Here is a 17,401-nt window from a genome sequence, read left to right as displayed (position 1 = left end):
ACGAAAAGAAGCGAAACCTCGGCGATACCCTTGGGGGAGCAGGAGCGCGCACCATCAGGCATCTTCTGTTTGCCTGAAAAGGATGTGCGCAATGAAAGCCTGGACCCGTAAAACCCTCTTGGGTATCTTTGGTGCATCCCTGCTGGTCGGCAGCCTGTCCGCCTGCTCCAGCGCCTCTCACCACCGTGGCCCCATGTCGGCGGAGCGCATGGCCGAGATGCGCGGCAAGATGGTGAACCGCATCACCAGCAAGCTGTACCTGGATGGCGCACAGCAGCTCAAGCTCCAGGCGCTGGCCGACGCCTTGCAGGCACAGCGCATGGCGTTCAAGGGCGCGCAGGCGGCCGAGCCGCGCGAACAAATCCAGGCCCTGGTGTCCGGCGAGGTGTTTGACAGCGCGTCCGCCCAGACCCTGATCGATGAAAAGATCCGCGCTGTGCAGTCGCATTCGCCGGCCGTGGTCTCCGCCATGGCCGAGTTCTACAACAGCCTGCGCCCCGTGCAGCAGCAACAGGTGCGCGACATGATGCAGCGCCGCCATGGGTGGTTCCAGCGTGGCTGAGCCCCTCAAGCCGCCTTCGCATGCCTGGGCCGCGACGCGCGAGCTGGCGCGCAGTGCCCGGGCCCATGGCGCATGGCTGGTGGCCGGTGTCGAAACACCGCACGAGGAATGGATGTCTCTCGTCTGGGGATCGCTGTTCGATAGGGACCACGCCCTGCGCTTGCTGGCGGGCCGGCCTGCCAGCGCAGCGCTGGCGCTGCCCGAGGTCATGGCCGCTGCCGACCGCTTCGACGGCCTGGCCTTGGAAGGCAAGCGCCGTGTACGCCGCCTCATCCTGCGCCATGAACAGCGGGCCAGGATGCGGTGAGAATCGGGACATGCAACGCATTCTGCTCATCGATGACGACGACCAACTGGGTCCACCACTGGCCACCTACTTCCTGCGCTTTGAATTTGAATTGTTGCAGGCGCTGCGCCCCAGCGACGGTCTGGCGCTGCTGCGGGCGGGCGGATTCGACGCCGCGATCCTGGATGTGATGCTGCCCGAGATGGATGGCTTCGAGTTGTGCCGCACCATCCGGCGCGAGAGCGATCTGCCCATCATCATGCTCACGGCGCGCGGAGACGTGATGGACCGTGTGGTGGGGCTGGAACTGGGCGCGGATGACTATCTGCCCAAACCCTTCGAGCCGCGCGAGCTGGTCGCACGCATGCAGACCGTGCTGCGCCGTCGCCGCCCGGCGTCGGGCGCGGCGGTGGCCGATGCGGCGTCGCTGTGCTTCGAAGGGCTGCTGATCGATTCGGTGCGCCGCAGCGTGCTGCGTCAGGGCATGGCGCTGGAACTGACCGGCACCGAGTTCGAGTTGCTGCTGCTGCTCGCGCGTGAGCCCGGCCGCGTATTCAGCCGTGACGACATCCTAAACCACCTGCGTGGGCGCGAGGCCGATCTGTACACCCGCGCGGTCGACATCGTGGTGAGCCGCTTGCGCAAAAAGCTCGAGCCGCTGGAATGCATCAAGACGCTGCGCAATGCGGGATACTCGCTGGCTCTGCGGCGGAGCGTCGCTTGAGCCGCGCATGCCGCCCACCCTCCTCGGGGCCCTGGCATAGCCGCGCGCGCCGGGCGGTGCGGCGATCCATCCATCTGCGGCTGGTGCTGCTGTTCATGTTGCTGGCGCTGGCGATGACGGTCACATTCATGGGCGGCGTGAAAAGTGCCTTTTCGGTAGGCTGGCGTGACGCCGCGCGGCCCTTGCTCGCAGACTACGTGGATAGGCTGGCGAGCGAGATCGGCAGTCCACCGAGCGTGGAGCGAGCGCAGGCCATTGTGCAGCGCTTGCCCATCATGCTGCGCATCGAAGGACCGCAGGTTCAATGGACATCGCACCCTGCGGACGGCGAGGTGGCGCGCTGGCGCGGCGGGCGCGGCCCATGGGGCGATGACCACGGCGAGTTGCTGCGCAAGCAGATGGCCGACGGGCATACGATCGAATTTGCCTTGAACCGCGCGGTGATGGACGCGGCCCAGCGTTCGCGCGCCGTGTGGTTCACCCTGGGCGGGCTGCTTTTCCTGACCGCGCTGGCGTATGCCTACGTGCGCCGCCTGCTGCGCCCGCTGGACGATATCCGCCAGGGCGCCCTGCGCTTTGGTGCGGGCGATTTCGGCGCGGCCATTCCGGTGCGCCATGCGCAGCGGCCCGACGAGCTGGGCCAGTTGGCCGCCACGATCAACACCATGGGGCAGGACATTCACCAGATGCTGGAGGCCAAGCGTGCGCTGTTGCTGGCCATCAGCCACGAGTTGCGCAGCCCCTTGACTCGGGCGCGCCTGCATACCGAGTTGCTGCCGGCGACGTCCGAGCTGCAGCCCCAGCGCGACGCCTTGCTGCGTGATCTGGGAGAAATGGCGCGTCTCATCTCTGATCTGCTGGAAAGCGAGCGCCTGGCAGGGCGCCACACCGCGTTGCACAAAGAACCGACCGACATCGGCGCTTTGGCCCGCGCCGTGGCCCAGGAGATGAACGCCAGCCATCCCGACCACCCTGACATCGACCTGCAAGTCGACGCGGCCCTGCCGCCGGTGCTGATCGACGCGGCGCGCTTGCGGCTGCTGATGCGCAACCTGCTGGACAACGCCTTGCGCTATGGCGGGCGCGACAAACAGGGCGTTCAACTGCGCTTGCTGCGGACATCAGCGGGGCTGGAGATCGCGGTGCGTGACTTTGGCGCAGGCGTGCCCGAAAACCAGATGGAGCGCCTGGCCGATCCTTTCTACCGCGCGGATGCCGCCCGCCAGCGCAGCACCGGCGGCGTGGGACTGGGCCTGTATCTGTGCCGCCTGGTGGCCCAGGCGCATGGCGGTAGCTTGGTGCTGGGCAATGCCCAGCCCGGCTTGCGCGCCACCGTCACCCTGCCGCTGGACTGACTGCACGCCCACGCTGCGCGATGTGTGCCGACGCAGGTTATCTCGGGTGGGCGGGATGTCGCAGCCGTTTGCGCGTTTTTGCCGGCGTTGGGCCTCTCGGCTCAATCCGGCTTGAGCCCCAGCTTCTTGACCAGCGGACGCCAGACGGCGACCTCGCTGTCGTACATTTGCTGGAAATCGGCGACCGAGCCCGGCAGGGCGGTGAATCCCAGGCCCTTGTGCCGCTCGCGCACATCGGCCATGGCCAGGGCTTCGTTCACCGACTTGTTGATCTCGCGCACCGCTTCGTCGGGCGTGGCCGCGGGCGCGGCCAGGCCGAACCAGGCGGCAGCCGAGGTGCCGGCCAGGCCTGATTCGGCCAGTGTCGGCACGTCGGGCAGGGCCGGGTCGCGTTGGTTGTCGAGCACGGCGAGCGGCCGGATGCGGCCCGCCTGGTACATGGGCAGGGCGGCGATCAGCGCGTTGAAGCTCACATCCAGCGTGCCGCTGCCCAGCGCGGTGAGCGCGGGCGTGTCGCCGCTGAACGGAATATGGTTGAGCTGCAGTCCCGCAATGTGGGCCACGTTGGCCATCGCCAGGTGGGTGATGTTGCCGTTGCCGGCCGAGCCCGCGGACAGCGAGCGCTGCCGGGCCAGACGCAGGAAATCGGCGACGTTCTTCACCGGCAGATCGGCGCGCACCCAGAGCCAGATCGGCGCGCGCACCATGCTGGCCACGAGCTTGAAGTCCTTGTCCGGGTTGTATTTGAGGTCGTTGCGGATCGCCGGGTTGATGACCATCGCGCCGTTGGAGGCAACGAACAGGGTGCGGCCGTCGGGCTTGGCCGCCAGCGTGGTCATCGCACCGATCACGCCGCCGCCGCCCGGCTTGTTCTCCACGACCACCGGCGCGCCTATGAGGTCGGCAATCTTGACGCCCAGCGTGCGCGAGACCGTGTCCGACGAGCCACCGGCGGCGAACGGCACGACCAGACGGATGGGCTCGCTGCCTTTCAGCGCCGCGAGCGCGTGCTTCACCGGCAGCAGGCCGGCGGCCAGCGCCAGACCGGAACGGGCGACGAAACTTCTTCTGCTGTGCATGTTGTCTCCTTGTTTTTTCCAGACAGCGTCAGGCCATCATCGACAGGCCGCCGCTGGCCTCTATCACTTCGCCGGTGATGTAGTCGGCCAGCGGCGAGGCCAGGAACAGCACCGGGCCCGAGATGTCGCTGGGCATGCCGGCGCGGCGCAGCGGAATGGACTTGAGGCGCTCGGCATATTTCTCGGCGACTTTCACGTCGCCGTAGAACGGCGTGTCGATCAGTCCGGGCGCGATCGCGTTCACCAGGATGTTCTTCGCGCAGAAGTCCTTGGCCATCGATTTGGTCAGCGACGACACCGCGCCCTTGGAGCTCGCATACGCATGGCCGCCGGGCGCGCCGCCATTGCGCGCGGCGGTCGAGCTGATGTTGATGATGCGGCCCTTGGCCGAGCGTTCGAGCAGCGGCAGGCAGGCCTGCGTCACCAGGAACACCGAGCGCAGATTGATGGCGATCACCTTGTCCCATAAATCGGCGGCCACCTCGGGAAACGGCGTCTTGTCGGGCGAGGCGCCGGCGTTGTTCACCAGCACGTCCAGATGCGCGAAGTGCGCGCCTATCTGCTGGGCAATGGCCTTGACCTTGACCGGGTCGGTCAGATCGCCTTCGACCAGCAGGTGCTTGCCGCCCGTGGCCGCGAGCTCTTTCATCAGCGCTGCGGCGGCGCTCGCCAGGCCGAAGTCGTGCGCAATGATGGTGGCGCCGGCGCGCGCGAAATCGCGCGCCATCTGGCTGCCCAGGCCGCCGCTGGCGCCCGTGATGAATACCACTTTGTCGTTGAAATCAAGCATGTTGGATGTCTCTGGGCTGGAGTTGCGAGGTGGGGAAGGGCGGAGGCGTGCTCAGTGCTGCACCAGGTAGGCCTTCTTGCGCATGAAGCGGGTGATGGAGTCGTAGCCCAGGCGCGATCCCGCGAGGCCCGAGCGCTTGAACGCGTTCTTCTCATGCACGTCGCCTTCACCGATGGCCGCCGTGCCCAGGCCCGTGCTGTTGATGCTCACGGCGCCCACCTGCATGCGGCGGGCGATCGCCATGGCTTCGTCGGCCGAGCCGGCGAACACCGCGCCGCTCAGGCCGTAGATGCTGTCGTTGGCCAGCGCGACCGCCTCGTCGACGGTGTCGTAGGGCATGACAGGCATGATCGGACCGAAGGTTTCCTCGGTCATCAGCGCCATGCTGTGGTCCACGCCGGTGACCACCGTGGCCGGCGCATACCAGCCGCCGTCGCGCTGCGTCACCATGCCGCCGCATTCGATCTTCGCGCCCTTGCTCTGCGCGTCTTCGAGGTGGCGGTTGATGCCGTGCGCCTGGCGCTCCAGGATGATGGGGCCCAGCGTGCCGTCGTTGACCGTGGGGTGGGCGATCTTCAGCGCGCCGGCCTTTTCCACCAGGCGCTGGACGAACGCGTCCAGGATGGGCTTGGCCACGTAGATGCGCTCGATCGAGACGCAGACCTGGCCGGCATTGGCCGTGGCGCCCGCGAGCAGGGCGGCCGCGGCCTTGTCGATGTCGGCGCTCGCGGTGACGATCGCCGGGTCCTTGCCGCCCAGCTCCAGGAAGGCGGGAATGAAGGCGCGGCCCGCGGCCTCGGCGACCTTCTGGCCCGTGGGCACGCTGCCGGTGAAGCACACCGCATCGACCTGGGTGATCAGCGCCGCGCCAATGTGCTGGTCGCCCTGCACATAGCGGAGAACGGCATGCATTTCGGGCACCTTCTGCAGGGTCCTGACCAGCGGCTCGACAAAGCGCGGCGTGATCTCGCTGGGCTTGACGATGGCCGTGCAGCCCGCGATCAGCGCGGGGATGGTGTCGAGCAGCGAGCTCGACAGCGGAAAATTCCACGGGCTGATCACGCCCACCAGCTGGAACGGGCTGAAGCCGCCGCTGACTTGCACCGACTGCATGGAGCGCAAGTGCAGCGAGCGCTCCTTGAACGCTTCACGCGCCATGATGGCCAGCTTGTCTATGCTCGAAGGCAGGCGCTGCATCTCGCGTTGCGACTCGCCCAGGCGCCCGGTGTCGGCCACCAGCGCGGCCAGGATTTCGTCATACGACTCCAGGTAGACCTTGCGCCAGGCGTCGAGCACCTCCAGGCGTCCCTCCAGCCCCAGGCTTTCCCAATGGGATTGGTTGGCCCGCAGCTCTTGGGCCAGGGCCGGCAGGGCCGTCGGTTCGGTGCTGACCAGTTGGAAGTCGTATTGGCCGGTGCGCGGATTGCGCACGGGAATCGATGCGGTCATATGTCTCCTCGAATGCAGGGGCGGTGAAGGAATGCGAGCGACCAGTTTATGGAGCAAGGAAGGGAGTCGACCCTTCCTAAACGGGTTGCAGGTATTCGCTCAGCGCATGCCTCATGCGTTCAAGCAAGTCATACCCAATGCTTACGGGGAAATTTGCGCGGATGGTATTTGATGGATGATTCGAGGGAGACTTCGCGATGCGCGGACCGGCCTGGCCAGCTTGGCTGGCGCGCTCACGCGCGGGCGCACGGTCGTGGCCATCGCCCACCGTCTGCACAGCGTGCGCCATGCCGACCAGATCCTGGTGCTGGACCAGGGGCGTCTGGTCGAACAGGGAACGCATGACCAGCTGCTGCTTCGCTCAGGCCTGTATGCGCGCCTGTGGGAGCGACAGATGGAGGCGCGGTTGTGGACCATGGGGGTTCCGTGATGGCATGCGTATCGATGGGGCGCTGCGCGGTCCCGTGCTCGTACACCTGGGCCTGTCGGCGCCGGAAATGTCGCTGCAGGTAAAGAATCGTTGGGTTGGTACTATCTGCCAGGAGCGGCCATGGGGCTGGACCCTCCCAACTGAGGAACAAAATGAAAGTAGAAGGCCAATGCCAATGCGGCGCCATTGAATTCGAGGCGCAAGTTCAACCAGGCAGCGTGACTATCTGTCATTGCCTCGACTGCCAAACGCACTCAGGCTCTGCTTTTCGCGCCAATATCTCTGCGCCCGCGGCCGGTTTTCAATTGACAAAAGGTGTGCCTCGCACCTTCGTCAAGACCGCCGCCAGCGGTGCGAAGCGCCTGCTTGCATTCTGTGAAAACTGCGGCAGTCCGCTCTATGCCTGCGCCGCAGAAAATCCGCAGGCCTATTCGTTGCGCACCGGCGTACTGAAGCAAAGGGGCGAATTGGGAACACCGCAGCGGGAAATTTGGACCAAACGGCGTCGACCGTGGGTGGGGCTTGCCGGGGTGAACGAAACGTACGACGGCCAGCCGTGAGGTAAAAGGCATTTGAAGCCTGCGGCCGACCGGGAGCATTTGTGTGGACCAGACCCAGGGCATGTCCGGGAGAATGCGGCCAGGAGTTGTCGACGACTGTCGCGTCCTCTCAGCGGGCCGCTGGAGGTGGGTTGCTACCGGCCTGGTTTGGCGGCTGGGCACCCAATTCAGTCGTTCACGCTGTTTCATTGATGGTCAGCTTCCCAGTCAGAAGAAGCGAGTCGGTACATCGTGGCAACTGTTGATTTCTGGCCGGGAGTGTGAGGATCACATGAAGCCCTAGAACGGACGTTCGATGTAAATGGGAAATCAGCCGGTGAGAGCTTTTGGGGGCATGAGTGAAACGGAGCTGTCGGCCACATTGAGACATCCCTGCGTCTCTTCTATTAAGGTAGTACGAAATTCAGGCAAGGAAGGCCAGACCAAGTCCATACCTATCGGCGAAGCAATCAACCGCCGAATTGGTTCTAAGTGTAACAATTTAGCGATATAGCGTAACTTGGCAAACGCGGTGAGAACCGCGCCACGCAAAGCCACAGACCCGACAGCCTTAAGCCGGCATGAGGGACGCTGGGTTGCCCTGATGTCAATGTGTCGGGTTGGAAGGCTTCGCCATCCAAACGACCTCAAGGACTGCGTGACGCGCTCAAGCTGCATTTAGAAACACTATAACTTCGCGCGCACATGAAAGAAACAAGCATCCTCGCAGGGCCTAACTACTTATCAGTTGTATATAAAACATTTCTGATTACCTTTGTCACATGCATTGGGTTTGGTATTTTGGGTTATTATATTTTTGGTCCCCAGGTCATATTTTTAGCGTTTTTTCTATCGATTTCCATCGGAATTTTAGCCGCGAAGCTTCGGATGAGGCAGCACTTCAAGCAATATGGCTACCGGTGGTACTCGCAAAATTTCCCGGAAAATGTACGTGCCGAGGGCCGAATCAGTTGTAGGCATTGTTCCGGTCGCCATATTTCGACACGAAATATTATGAACCAAACTTTCCACCGCTCGCATTTTTGCAATAGCTGTGGTGAAACTCTTTACTACTCTCCAGAACGCTAGGATGAATTCTCGGCGGCAGACATCCCAAAGTAAAAAGTATTGCCACTATCTAAGCCGTTAAAGTGGCAAAAGCAGGCGTCTTGAATCTTTGGGTAAGGACGATGATGCGAGGCTGCGTGAGCCACATGAAGATGGTTGCGCCGGACGCTCAGCGTGCGCTTTGAGCGGATGCGAATGTCTTAAGCCGGTCGATCACACCGGTTCAACACACGTCAAAGCTGTCACTCGGGGCTCATCAGAAGCCGGTGACCGCTTTGGTGTGCACAGCGGAACTCCAAGCAAGCGTCTTCGCAATGTCTGTTTCGCGCATCAGCAGACATTTGCATCGCTATTGTGAAGGCTGCAGGCAGCCTGAAGCGTACTGGCCATTGGCGATGCCGGCTGTGCAGCGGTTGCCGCCTGACGTAGTGAAGTCCTGAATCACGGTGTCGGTCATGCTGCAGACTCCCAAGCAACCGATATTTGACTCAAGCAGGCTTCCTAGAGTTGGCGAATGCCATCTGCTATTTGGGGCGATACATGCGGAACTTCTGCTCTTGGCCGATCGAGAAATAGTCTGCTGGCCCCCCCGCGCGCAGAATCACTCCGGCATTGGCGGTGTCGAACACACCGTCCTTGAGCAGCCGATGATCGATGTAGACCTTTACCACCTCCCCCAGCACGAGCCAGGACGGAATCGGGTCATGGCTGGCGGTACGCAACTGGTGGATGTCGGTCAATCGGCATTCGAAGGTCACCGGGCTCTGTGCGACTCTGGGCACCCGTATCAACTCCGAATCCACGGTGTCTAACCCTGCCAGCTCGAACTCATCCACCTCCGGCGGGACGGCGGCACAGGTCTGGTTCATGGCATCGGCCAGCTCACGCGTGGCCAGATTCCACGCGAACTCGCCAGTCTCCTGGATATTGCGCACCGTGTCCTTCCAACCGATGCTGGAGAAGCCGATGATGGGAGGGACGTAGTTGAAGGCGTTAAAGAAGCTATAGGGTGCGAGATTGACCCGTCCGCTCGCGCTCCTGCTCGAAATCCACCCGATCGGTCGCGGGCCGACGATGGCGTTGAAGGGATCATGCGGCAGTCCGTGCCCGTGGCGGGGTTCGTAGGTATGCGAGTCAGTTTTCATCGCTGGTTGTTCTAGCGTTTAGCCTGTGGGGAGATGCCCAACTGAGTCCGTGGGCGATGGTGCGAGTCTAACGGCGCGATGGGGTAAATCGGGCCGCCGGGAGCTCCACCAAGAATGACCGGTTTGGAAGGCGATGGTCACTCGGTAGGCGAGTACTGACCGCCGGCGACCAGCCAATCAGGTCCTCATGTGCCAACCACTGCTTTGCAGCGGGTGCCGGCGCAGATCTTCGCACGGCAAATTCGCGTTGACCGGCAAGCGCTCGTCGGGACTGGTGAACTTGGGCGGCGTAAAAGACAGAGGTGCGGGGTGCAGAGGCCGTAGACCCTTCGCGACAGCATCAGCACTTTGCCGCTGACCTCTTCTGTGCAGACTGATGTCACACTATCGACCCAAAGCCGTCGCCTGCGTGAATACATTCAAGGGCTGAACCTGACCGGATTGCGCAGGTTAAGAACCCATGCGGAAATGGTTGACCATGATTACGGCGCATGCTCCCAATCCTTGCGCCCTGTTCGCATAAGAACGAAGGTCCCAAGAATGGTGCCTATAGGCACAGCGAAGAGCAGGAAGAAACCAAGGGTGCGAGAGAGCCAGCGCCCCCATGGCTGACCAGTACGAACACCCTGCAAAGCTAAAAAATGCAAAGCGGGGAGAACTCCGAACATAGTAAGAAGAATCAGAGTACCCGTGGTATCCGATTTTTCGTCAGTCAAATACACGGTGCAGATGAATGCCGCGATAAGCCCATAGAAGATGACCAAGCCAAGATGAATGCGAGCTAAGGACCGATTCATTTTTCCTCCGTTGACGATTGTTTGATTTTGGCCGATTTCAAAGCTGCAGACGAGTGGCTGGTTCTGGCCGTGAGCGCCATTCCATTGAAGCAGCTGAAAGCAGCCCCTGGCCTCTTTGCCTTCCCAATCAAATGCCTGCTGTGGGAGCTTCGCGCGAATTCACGGTAGCAGCGGTCGTTTACCTATGCTTTGTAGTTCAGCTGACAAGGGCGCGGGCATTGCGGTCACCTGCCCCCTACACGCTAGCAGGTTCAAGTCGCGTACAGGCAGGACTGAACTTCGCGCACGACTAGCTTATTTTCGCAGAATCCCTTCAATAGCGACTCTGAAATTCTCCATCACGTCGTCAACTGCTTGGCCCATTTGGGCATGGACGATGGCGCCGTCTATAACCAGCGATAGCGTCCGTCCCGCAGATATAGCATCGACAACAAATAGGTTGTCCAACACAGATGACATTTCTTGCTTGTGTCGACGTACGACTTCCAGTATTTCGGGCTCTGTCGAGCCCAGCTCAGCAGCGGCATTGAGAAAAGCACACCCCCGAAAGTCAGGGCTACTGAACCACGCTCTCATAGTGGCAACGAGAGCATCCGCCGCAGGCAAACCGTCGCTTGTGGCTTCCATCAAGCTGGTCTGGAACCAAGAAATCCACTTCTCGTGCCTGTAATCGAGGTACGCCCGAATTAACGCATCTTTGCTTGCGTATTGGCGGTAGAACGTGACTTTGCTCACTGACGACTGGTCAATGATTTTGTCAACACCCGTCGCCCTGATGCCTTCTCTATAGAAGAGAGCGTGCGCGGCGACCAGGATGCGTTCCCGCGGAGGCAGCGAGCCAAGATGCGTTTCTACCATTTTCATGGGGATATTGTAGACAGATCGTTCTACCGTAGCTAGCATTGCGCTTGTAGACAAATCGTTCTACATGTCTTTAGTGAGGTCATATCATGGAAACTCGCCCGCCCCTGCCACCATTCACACTCGAAACTGCCAAACAAAAAGTCCGTTTGGCGGAGGACGGCTGGAACACGCGCGATGCGGCCAAGGTCGCGTTGGCATATACACCTGACACGAAGTGGCGCAACCGAGCGGAGTTCGCCAATAGCCGGGCTGAGGCTCAAGCCTTCCTTGAGAGGAAGTGGAACAAGGAGCTTGACTACCGCCTCATCAAAGAGCTGTGGCTGCATGAAGGCAATCGGATCGCAGTTCGTTACGCGTATGAGTGGCACGATGACGCGGGAAATTGGTTCCGCTCGTATGGGAACGAGAACTGGGAATTCGAGGCCGATGGACTGATGCGGCGTCGCTATGCATGTATCAATGACATGCCCATCAAAGAATCGGAGCGGAAGTTCCACTGGCCGCTGGGTCGCCGACCCGATGACCATCCTGGACTGTCTGACCTCGGTCTGTGAGGTACAGCACGGAGGGTTCACCGCGTGTGCCGTGCTTGCCAGAGTCGTGCATCGCACACGATTCACCGAGACGGCGCCATCTGATGAGCCTGCTTTCGTATGGCCCACGCTCGACAGTAGCAGATACTTTTCAATGACTGCTTCTGCCAGACAGAGGCCTCACTAAACCGCCATTGGCGACGAGATGGGCGCGAAGCGGTTTCAGCGGCGTGTGGCAGGACCGGCCCTTCGAATCCCCCGACACGGTCCAGCGCCTATCTCCCGCACAGGCATGGGACTGAGCGTATGACCAGACAACTTGCGCGCTGCGCCAAGTGAGGGCCATGCACCCAATCCCATCCGCCACAGCCCGCGCTCAGAACTGCAGGCTGGCGCTGACCCACAGACGGCGGCCATAGTTGGTTTTGCCGTAGGTTGCGCTGTCAAGACGCTTGTCGGACAGGTTGTAGACCGCGGCGTTCAATGTGAGGTCCGGGCTCCAGCGGTAGGCCGCGCCGATGTCGGCCGTGGTGTAGCCGGGCGAAGGCACGCCGGTCAGCGTGCTGCCGTATTCCTTGCCGTAGTAGTTGATGCCGCTCCAGGCGGTCAGCGCGGAGCTCGCCTTCCAGGTGGCGCGCAGGTTGGCCATGTGCTTGGGCGTGAGTGCCAGCGGTGCGCCGATGTTGGCGCCGCTTTTTTGCTGGGAGTCGGTGTAGGTGAGGTTGCCCTTGAGCTGGAGGGCGCGCGTCACGTCCCATTTGCCGTTCAGCTCGACGCCGGCGATGGTCGCCTGGTCGATGTTGATGCGGTCCATGACGATGTAGCCGTTCCAGGTGTCCGTGGTGGTGACGGACGACAGCTTGTCCTTGAAGTCGTTGTAGAACACGGTCACGCCGCCAGACAGATTGCGGTTGTTGGTCCAGAGAGTGGACAGTTCGTAGTTGATGCTGCTTTCGGGCTTGAGGTCGGGATTGCCCAGCATCACGAAGCGGTTGCGGCGCAGGTAGCCATAGTCGGGAATCACCGCGCGCAGCTCGGGCGTCTTGAAGCCGCGCGACACGCCGCCCTTGATGGTCCATTCCTGGTTGGCATGCCAGACCGCATACAGGCGCGGGTTCACATGGGCGCCGTACTTGTCGTGGTGGTCCAGCCGCACGCCGCTGGTCAGCGCCAGGCTGTCGGTCAGCGACCATTCGTCTTCGACGAAGACGGCTTTTTGCACGGTGCCGAAGGTGTAGGTCACGCGGTCGTTGAGGCCGGGGTTCCAGTCCTTGAGCGCGGTGTCGTTCCACTGCACGCCGGTCGTGATCAGGTGTTTGCGCCAGGGCATGGTCAGCTTGGCGTCGAACACGGTGTTGGTGACTTCGGGGCGGCGGTCGGAGAACTCGTTTTGCGCGGCCGTGCCGTCGCTGACGCCCGAGCGCGACGCCTGTTCCCAGGCCAGCGAGACTTCCGACGCCGACCAGCCCCAGCGGCCCTTGTGCGTCAGCGAGGCGTGGTCGCGGTCGTTGTCCTGTTCGCGCGTCGCCCAGTTCGCGCTCACGCCTACACCGTTGTGCAGTCGGGCGCTGCCGGCTTGCAGGATGATGTCGTTGCTGCTGTTCGGCGTCAGCGACAGACGCGCCGTGACGTCGGTATGCCGGGCCTTGGCATAGCCGCCGTTGGTCAGGTCGTCGTCGGCCTGCCGGTTCAGCAGCCGACCCCACATCTGCAGGCCCAGCAAGCCGTCCTTCACGGGGCCGCCCAGCGAGAACTGGGTCTGGTTGCCGTTGCCGTATTCGCCGTGCTGCTGCGCCGTGTAGTCGGTGCTCAGGCCGCCGCCCCATTTTGTCGGCACCTTGCGCGTGATGATGTTGATTACGCCGCCGATGGCGTCGGAGCCGTAGAGCGAAGACATGGGTCCGCGCACCACCTCGATGCGTTCGATGGCTTGGGCCGGAGGAATGAAGCTTTGCTCCATGCCGGCGCTGCCATTGACACGCGCATCGCGCGTCGACTGGCGCTTGCCGTCGACCAGGATCAAGGTGTAGTCGCCGGGCATGCCGCGGATGGAAATCTCGCTCTCGTTGGCCGTGCCGGTGACGGCCACGCCTTCCACATCCTTGAGGGCATCGGTCAGGTCGCGAAATGACCGCTGGCGCAGTTCCTCGCCGGTCACGATGGTGATGGAGGCCGGCGCGTCCTTGAGCTGTTGCTCGAAGCCCGAAGCCGTCACCACCACGTCGCCCAGCGTGGCGGCATCGGCGGAGTGGCTTGTGGTTTGTTGCGCAAAGGCGCCAGGGCTGGCTTGCAAGGCCAGCAGCGCGGTGGCCGCGGCGGTCGCGCGAAAGGATAGGGCAGTGGGTTTGAAAAGGGTGGACATGGCGGAGCCACCTGACAGCGGTCAGGATTGGCAGTAATTGCGAAAGGGAATGAGAATCGTACGTAATGAGATACTGCGGTTTGGACAAGTTGTGACAACCGCATGAGCCGCCTCCCTCCGACCGATTTACCTGCCGCGGCCCAGCGCATCCTGGTCGTCGATGACCACCGCAAGATCCGCGAACCGCTGGCCGTGCTGCTGCGCCGCGCGGGCTTTGATGTGCGTGTGGCCGACACCGCGGCGGCGATGTGGACCATCCTGCGCCACGCTCCCATCGACCTGGTGGTGCTCGATGCCATGCTGCCCGATGGCGACGGCTTCGCGCTGTGCGGCGAACTGTGTGCCCAGAACGGGCCGGCGGTGATTCTTTTGACCGCACGCAGCGAAGTGCAGGACCGCATTGCGGGTCTGCAGCGCGGGGCCGACGACTATCTGGTGAAGCCCTTCGAGCCGGACGAGCTGCTGGCCCGCATCCGCGCGGTGCTGCGGCGCACCGCCGCCGTCCAGCGCCCCGCAGCGGTCGCGGATGAAGCCGTGGCGCGCGCGCCCACGCGCCACGCTTTCGGCCCCTGGACGCTGGACGAAGACCTCGCCCGGCTGACGCATGCCGATGGCCATGTCGTCACCTTGAGCGCGACCGAGCTGCGGCTGCTGGGCGTGTTTGTGCGCCAGGCGCGCTGTGTCGTCAGTCGCCTGGAGCTTCAGGAGCAATGCGGTGCCGTGGCGCGTGCCGGGTTCGAACGCACCATAGACCGCCAGGTCAGCCGCCTGCGTGGCAAGCTCGAAGATGACCCGCGCGAGCCCCATTTGCTGCGCACGGCCTGGGGCGATGGCTACATGCTGGCCGTCGACAGCGTCGCCCTGCCGTGAGGGTGCCGCTGAAAGCGCGCTGGCGCCTGCGCCCGGCGTGGCTGCACTGGCCCAGCAGCATGGCGCACCAGCTGGGCCTGCTGCTGCTGGTTGGGGCGCTGGCCACGCACGGCATTGCCATTTTGTTTCTGCAACAGGTGGGGGCCTTGGTGCACCCCATTTCGCAGCAGCAGGTGCTCGAGCGCCATGCGGTGGCCCAGGCCCTGGTGCTGCATGGCGACCCGGCACAGCCGTCGGCGGGACTGCGCGCGATGCATGCCAACGGCCAGCGCGTGTGGGTGTCTGACCAGGCCGAAGTGGCGCCGCACGCGATGCAGGCCGAGGAGCTGGCCATGGCCGCTCTGCTGCGCGAACGGCTGGGCCTGGCGTCGACCACGGCCGTCTGGGTGCAACTCGAACGCATCGACGGCGGTCCCGCGCGCGACCAGCTGCTGGCCTTGCGCCAATGGTCGGCGCTGCAAATGCGCATTTCCATTGCGCTACCCGACGGGCGCTGGCTCAACAGCTGGCAGCTGCCCTCGGGCGGCTACGAATGGTGGCAGATGCTGCGCTTTTCGCTTCCGGTGAGCATCCTTCCCGTGCTGCTGATCGGCTATCTGTTCGTGCGCCGCATCCTGCGGCCGGTCAAGGCCTTGGTACATGCCACGGGCCACCTGGGGCGCGGGGAGCGGGTGGAGAACCTGCCGGTCGTCGGTCCGCGCGAAGCCCGGGAGCTGACGGCGGCGTTCAACCGCATGCAGCACCAGCTGCTGCGCTTCGTGCAGGACCGGACGCGCATGCTCGCCGCCATAGGGCATGACTTTCGCACTCCCATCACGTCACTGCGCCTGCAAGCCGCCCTGGTCGACGACCCCCAACTGCGCGAAGACATGATCGAGACCCTGACGGACATGCGCACCATGGTCGAAGAAACGCTCAATTTCGCGCGCGACGATGCGGCCGAGGAGCCTACCGAAGTGGTCGATCCTTGGGCGCTGCTGGAGTCTGTCGCCAGGCCGTATCGGCTGACGAGCCCCTGCCCCGTGCAGCTGGTGCCCCTGCCCGCAGACGCGGTGATGGCCGTGTTCCGCGGGCGTCCGGTCTCGCTCAAACGCGCGCTGTCCAATCTCGTAGACAACGCGGTGCGCCATGGCGGCCAGGCGCGCGTGGCCATCGCCATGGAAACCCAGGGCCCCGAGCCCATGCTGTGCATCCATGTCGAGGACGAGGGGCCGGGCATAGACCCGGCGCTGCTGGAGAAAGTGTTCGCGCCTTTCTTTCGCGCCGATCCAGCGCGCAACCAGGAGCGCAGCGCCGGCCTGGGGCTGGGCCTGGCGATCGCGCGCACCTGTGCGCATGCACATGGCGGCGATGTGGTGTTGACGCCGCGCGCGCCCACGGGATTGCGCGCAAGTTTGCGCTTGCCGTTGTAGCACGCGGCGCTGCGGCTGGCTGGGCGTCACGCCGCGGCCAATCGCTCCTTTGCGAGCTTCGTGCCTTCGGCCAGCGCCTTGAGCTTGCGCCAAGCCACGTCCCGTCCCATGGGCGCCAGGCCGCAGTTGGTGCAAGGGAACAGCCGCTCTTTCGGCACGAACTGCAGTGCCCGGCCTATGGTGTCGGCCACCTGCTCGGGCGTCTCGACCACGTCGCTGGCGACATCGATGACGCCGACCAGCACGTCCTTGCCGGCCAGCAGCTGCATCAGGTCGGGCGGCACATGGGAGTTGATGCATTCCAGGCTCACCTGGTCGATGCGGCTGCGGGCCAGCGCGGGGAACACCGTTTCATACTGGCGCCATTCGTCGCCCAAAGTGCTCTTCCAGTCGGTATTGGCCTTGATGCCGTAGCCGTAGCAGATGTGCACCGCCGTCGTGCAGGTCAGGCCCTGGGCCGCGCGCTCCAGCGCCTTAACGCCCCAGTCGGCGGCGTCCTTCATGTAGACATTGAAGGCGGGCTCGTCGAACTGGATGATGTCCACGCCGTCCGCTTGCAGCGCGAGCGCTTCCTGATTGAGCAACTCGGCAAAGGCGAACGCCATCTTGATCTTGTCGCCGTAGAAGCGGTCTGCGACGGTGTCGACGATGGTCATGGGGCCGGGCAGCGTGAACTTCAGCTTCTTTCTGGTGTGCGCGCGCGCCAGTTGGGCTTCGAAGGCATGCACGCGGCCTTTCAGGCGCAGGGCCGACACCACCTGCGGAACCATGGCGTCGTAGCGGTTGTCGCGTATGCCCATCTTCACCTTGTGCTCGAAGTCTATGCCCTCGACCTGCTCGAGGAAGCCATGCACGAAATGCTGGCGCGATTGCTCGCCGTCGCAGACGATGTCCAGGCCTGCGTCTTCCTGGGCCTTGATCCACAGCAGGGTCGCGTCGGTCTTGGCCTGGCGCAGCGCATCGCCCTCAGCCTTCCATTGAGGCCAGAGCTTGTTGGTTTCAGCGAGCCATTCGGGCTTGGGCAGGCTGCCGGCGATGGAGGTTTCAAACATCTGAGAATTCCTTTGAAGACATGTTTTGGGGAATATGACGGCAGGCTGCGCGATGCCGTGCTATTCGAATGGAAGAGAATGTTT

General features: G+C 63.3%; 16 protein-coding genes and 1 riboswitch. Of the genes, 9 read left to right on the top strand and 7 right to left on the bottom strand.

What is annotated here, in order from left to right; genetic code table 11:
• Positions 1 to 91 precede the first annotated feature (91 nt).
• Genes KHY18_RS04440 through KHY18_RS04425 form a run of 4 tightly spaced genes read left to right on the top strand, consistent with a single transcriptional unit; the run spans position 92 to position 2,927 of the window.
• Positions 92 to 562, top strand: coding sequence for a Spy/CpxP family protein refolding chaperone (locus tag KHY18_RS04440; RefSeq protein WP_213294749.1), 471 nt, complete (start codon positions 92 to 94; stop codon positions 560 to 562).
• Entirely contained in the window at positions 555 to 869 is a 315-nt protein-coding gene (locus tag KHY18_RS04435) for a hypothetical protein (RefSeq protein WP_349630249.1), read from the top strand. The genes KHY18_RS04440 and KHY18_RS04435 overlap by 8 nt, the downstream gene beginning before the upstream one ends.
• 10 nt (positions 870 to 879) lie before the next feature.
• Positions 880 to 1,572, top strand: a complete 693-nt coding sequence (locus KHY18_RS04430) for a response regulator transcription factor (protein WP_213294746.1) — start codon at positions 880 to 882, stop codon at positions 1,570 to 1,572.
• Positions 1,573 to 1,628: 56 nt separating this feature from the next.
• Entirely contained in the window at positions 1,629 to 2,927 is a 1,299-nt protein-coding gene (locus KHY18_RS04425) for a HAMP domain-containing sensor histidine kinase (RefSeq protein WP_349630248.1), read from the top strand.
• 101 nt (positions 2,928 to 3,028) lie between these two features.
• On the opposite strand, the gene KHY18_RS04420 is transcribed toward KHY18_RS04425, so the two are convergent.
• Genes KHY18_RS04420 through KHY18_RS04410 form a run of 3 tightly spaced genes read right to left on the bottom strand, consistent with a single transcriptional unit; the run spans position 3,029 to position 6,245 of the window.
• Positions 3,029 to 4,006 (bottom strand): Bug family tripartite tricarboxylate transporter substrate binding protein, encoded by a 978-nt coding sequence (locus KHY18_RS04420; protein ID WP_213294742.1) that lies wholly within the window; start codon positions 4,004 to 4,006, stop codon positions 3,029 to 3,031.
• A gap of 28 nt (positions 4,007 to 4,034) precedes the next feature.
• Complete coding sequence (locus KHY18_RS04415; protein WP_213294741.1) at positions 4,035 to 4,796, bottom strand: SDR family NAD(P)-dependent oxidoreductase; 762 nt, start codon at positions 4,794 to 4,796, stop codon at positions 4,035 to 4,037.
• 51 nt (positions 4,797 to 4,847) lie between these two features.
• Positions 4,848 to 6,245 carry an aldehyde dehydrogenase family protein gene (locus tag KHY18_RS04410; RefSeq protein WP_213294740.1) on the bottom strand — a complete coding sequence of 466 codons (1,398 nt, stop codon included), beginning with the start codon at positions 6,243 to 6,245 and terminating at the stop codon, positions 4,848 to 4,850.
• 175 nt (positions 6,246 to 6,420) lie between these two features.
• On the opposite strand from KHY18_RS04410, the gene KHY18_RS04405 reads away from it, so the two are divergent.
• Positions 6,421 to 6,675 carry a P-loop NTPase family protein gene (locus KHY18_RS04405; RefSeq protein ID WP_213294739.1) on the top strand — a complete coding sequence of 85 codons (255 nt, stop codon included), beginning with the start codon at positions 6,421 to 6,423 and terminating at the stop codon, positions 6,673 to 6,675.
• A 152-nt stretch (positions 6,676 to 6,827) separates the two neighbouring features.
• Positions 6,828 to 7,235, top strand: a complete 408-nt coding sequence (locus KHY18_RS04400; RefSeq protein ID WP_213294738.1) for a GFA family protein — start codon at positions 6,828 to 6,830, stop codon at positions 7,233 to 7,235.
• A 491-nt stretch (positions 7,236 to 7,726) separates the two neighbouring features.
• Positions 7,727 to 7,818: riboswitch (cyclic di-GMP riboswitch) on the top strand.
• A 988-nt stretch (positions 7,819 to 8,806) separates the two neighbouring features.
• Here KHY18_RS04400 and KHY18_RS04395 read toward each other — a convergent pair.
• The gene (locus tag KHY18_RS04395) at positions 8,807 to 9,427 is read right to left on the bottom strand and encodes a flavin reductase family protein (RefSeq protein ID WP_213294736.1); all 621 of its coding nucleotides are present in this window, start codon (positions 9,425 to 9,427) and stop codon (positions 8,807 to 8,809) included.
• A gap of 1,091 nt (positions 9,428 to 10,518) precedes the next feature.
• Complete coding sequence (locus KHY18_RS04390; protein ID WP_249728907.1) at positions 10,519 to 11,088, bottom strand: TetR/AcrR family transcriptional regulator; 570 nt, start codon at positions 11,086 to 11,088, stop codon at positions 10,519 to 10,521.
• A gap of 86 nt (positions 11,089 to 11,174) precedes the next feature.
• On the opposite strand from KHY18_RS04390, the gene KHY18_RS04385 reads away from it, so the two are divergent.
• Positions 11,175 to 11,642, top strand: coding sequence for a nuclear transport factor 2 family protein (locus KHY18_RS04385; RefSeq protein ID WP_213294731.1), 468 nt, complete (start codon positions 11,175 to 11,177; stop codon positions 11,640 to 11,642).
• 355 nt (positions 11,643 to 11,997) lie between these two features.
• On the opposite strand, the gene KHY18_RS04380 is transcribed toward KHY18_RS04385, so the two are convergent.
• Positions 11,998 to 13,983, bottom strand: coding sequence for a TonB-dependent receptor domain-containing protein (locus tag KHY18_RS04380; protein ID WP_213294728.1), 1,986 nt, complete (start codon positions 13,981 to 13,983; stop codon positions 11,998 to 12,000).
• Positions 13,984 to 14,085: 102 nt separating this feature from the next.
• On the opposite strand from KHY18_RS04380, the gene KHY18_RS04375 reads away from it, so the two are divergent.
• Both KHY18_RS04375 and KHY18_RS04370 read left to right on the top strand, forming a co-directional pair.
• Positions 14,086 to 14,853, top strand: a complete 768-nt coding sequence (locus KHY18_RS04375) for a response regulator (RefSeq protein WP_213294726.1) — start codon at positions 14,086 to 14,088, stop codon at positions 14,851 to 14,853.
• Positions 14,850 to 16,265, top strand: coding sequence for an ATP-binding protein (locus tag KHY18_RS04370; RefSeq protein WP_349630247.1), 1,416 nt, complete (start codon positions 14,850 to 14,852; stop codon positions 16,263 to 16,265). The genes KHY18_RS04375 and KHY18_RS04370 overlap by 4 nt, the downstream gene beginning before the upstream one ends.
• 26 nt (positions 16,266 to 16,291) lie before the next feature.
• Here KHY18_RS04370 and KHY18_RS04365 read toward each other — a convergent pair whose 3' ends face one another.
• Positions 16,292 to 17,317 carry a methionine synthase gene (locus KHY18_RS04365; RefSeq protein ID WP_213294724.1) on the bottom strand — a complete coding sequence of 342 codons (1,026 nt, stop codon included), beginning with the start codon at positions 17,315 to 17,317 and terminating at the stop codon, positions 16,292 to 16,294.
• Between the last annotated feature and the right edge of the window lie 84 nt (positions 17,318 to 17,401).

The organism is Acidovorax sp. CCYZU-2555, assembly GCF_018413525.1.
Taxonomy (GTDB): domain Bacteria; phylum Pseudomonadota; class Gammaproteobacteria; order Burkholderiales; family Burkholderiaceae_C; genus Comamonas.
Note: the sequence above shows the minus strand (reverse complement) of the source record. Positions and strands in the feature narration are given on the sequence as shown.

What these genes read in the sequence shown, in the direction of transcription:
- KHY18_RS04440 (WP_213294749.1), top strand. Translation starts at nt 92, where the DNA reads ATGAAAGCCTGGACCCGTAAAACCCTCTTGGGTATCTTTGGTGCATCC.
- KHY18_RS04430 (WP_213294746.1), top strand. Translation starts at nt 880, where the DNA reads ATGCAACGCATTCTGCTCATCGATGACGACGACCAACTGGGTCCACCA.
- KHY18_RS04420 (WP_213294742.1), bottom strand. Translation starts at nt 4,006, where the DNA reads ATGCACAGCAGAAGAAGTTTCGTCGCCCGTTCCGGTCTGGCGCTGGCC.
- KHY18_RS04415 (WP_213294741.1), bottom strand. Translation starts at nt 4,796, where the DNA reads ATGCTTGATTTCAACGACAAAGTGGTATTCATCACGGGCGCCAGCGGC.
- KHY18_RS04410 (WP_213294740.1), bottom strand. Translation starts at nt 6,245, where the DNA reads ATGACCGCATCGATTCCCGTGCGCAATCCGCGCACCGGCCAATACGAC.
- KHY18_RS04405 (WP_213294739.1), top strand. Translation starts at nt 6,421, where the DNA reads ATGATTCGAGGGAGACTTCGCGATGCGCGGACCGGCCTGGCCAGCTTG.
- KHY18_RS04400 (WP_213294738.1), top strand. Translation starts at nt 6,828, where the DNA reads ATGAAAGTAGAAGGCCAATGCCAATGCGGCGCCATTGAATTCGAGGCG.
- KHY18_RS04395 (WP_213294736.1), bottom strand. Translation starts at nt 9,427, where the DNA reads ATGAAAACTGACTCGCATACCTACGAACCCCGCCACGGGCACGGACTG.
- KHY18_RS04390 (WP_249728907.1), bottom strand. Translation starts at nt 11,088, where the DNA reads ATGAAAATGGTAGAAACGCATCTTGGCTCGCTGCCTCCGCGGGAACGC.
- KHY18_RS04385 (WP_213294731.1), top strand. Translation starts at nt 11,175, where the DNA reads ATGGAAACTCGCCCGCCCCTGCCACCATTCACACTCGAAACTGCCAAA.
- KHY18_RS04380 (WP_213294728.1), bottom strand. Translation starts at nt 13,983, where the DNA reads ATGTCCACCCTTTTCAAACCCACTGCCCTATCCTTTCGCGCGACCGCC.
- KHY18_RS04375 (WP_213294726.1), top strand. Translation starts at nt 14,086, where the DNA reads ATGAGCCGCCTCCCTCCGACCGATTTACCTGCCGCGGCCCAGCGCATC.
- KHY18_RS04365 (WP_213294724.1), bottom strand. Translation starts at nt 17,317, where the DNA reads ATGTTTGAAACCTCCATCGCCGGCAGCCTGCCCAAGCCCGAATGGCTC.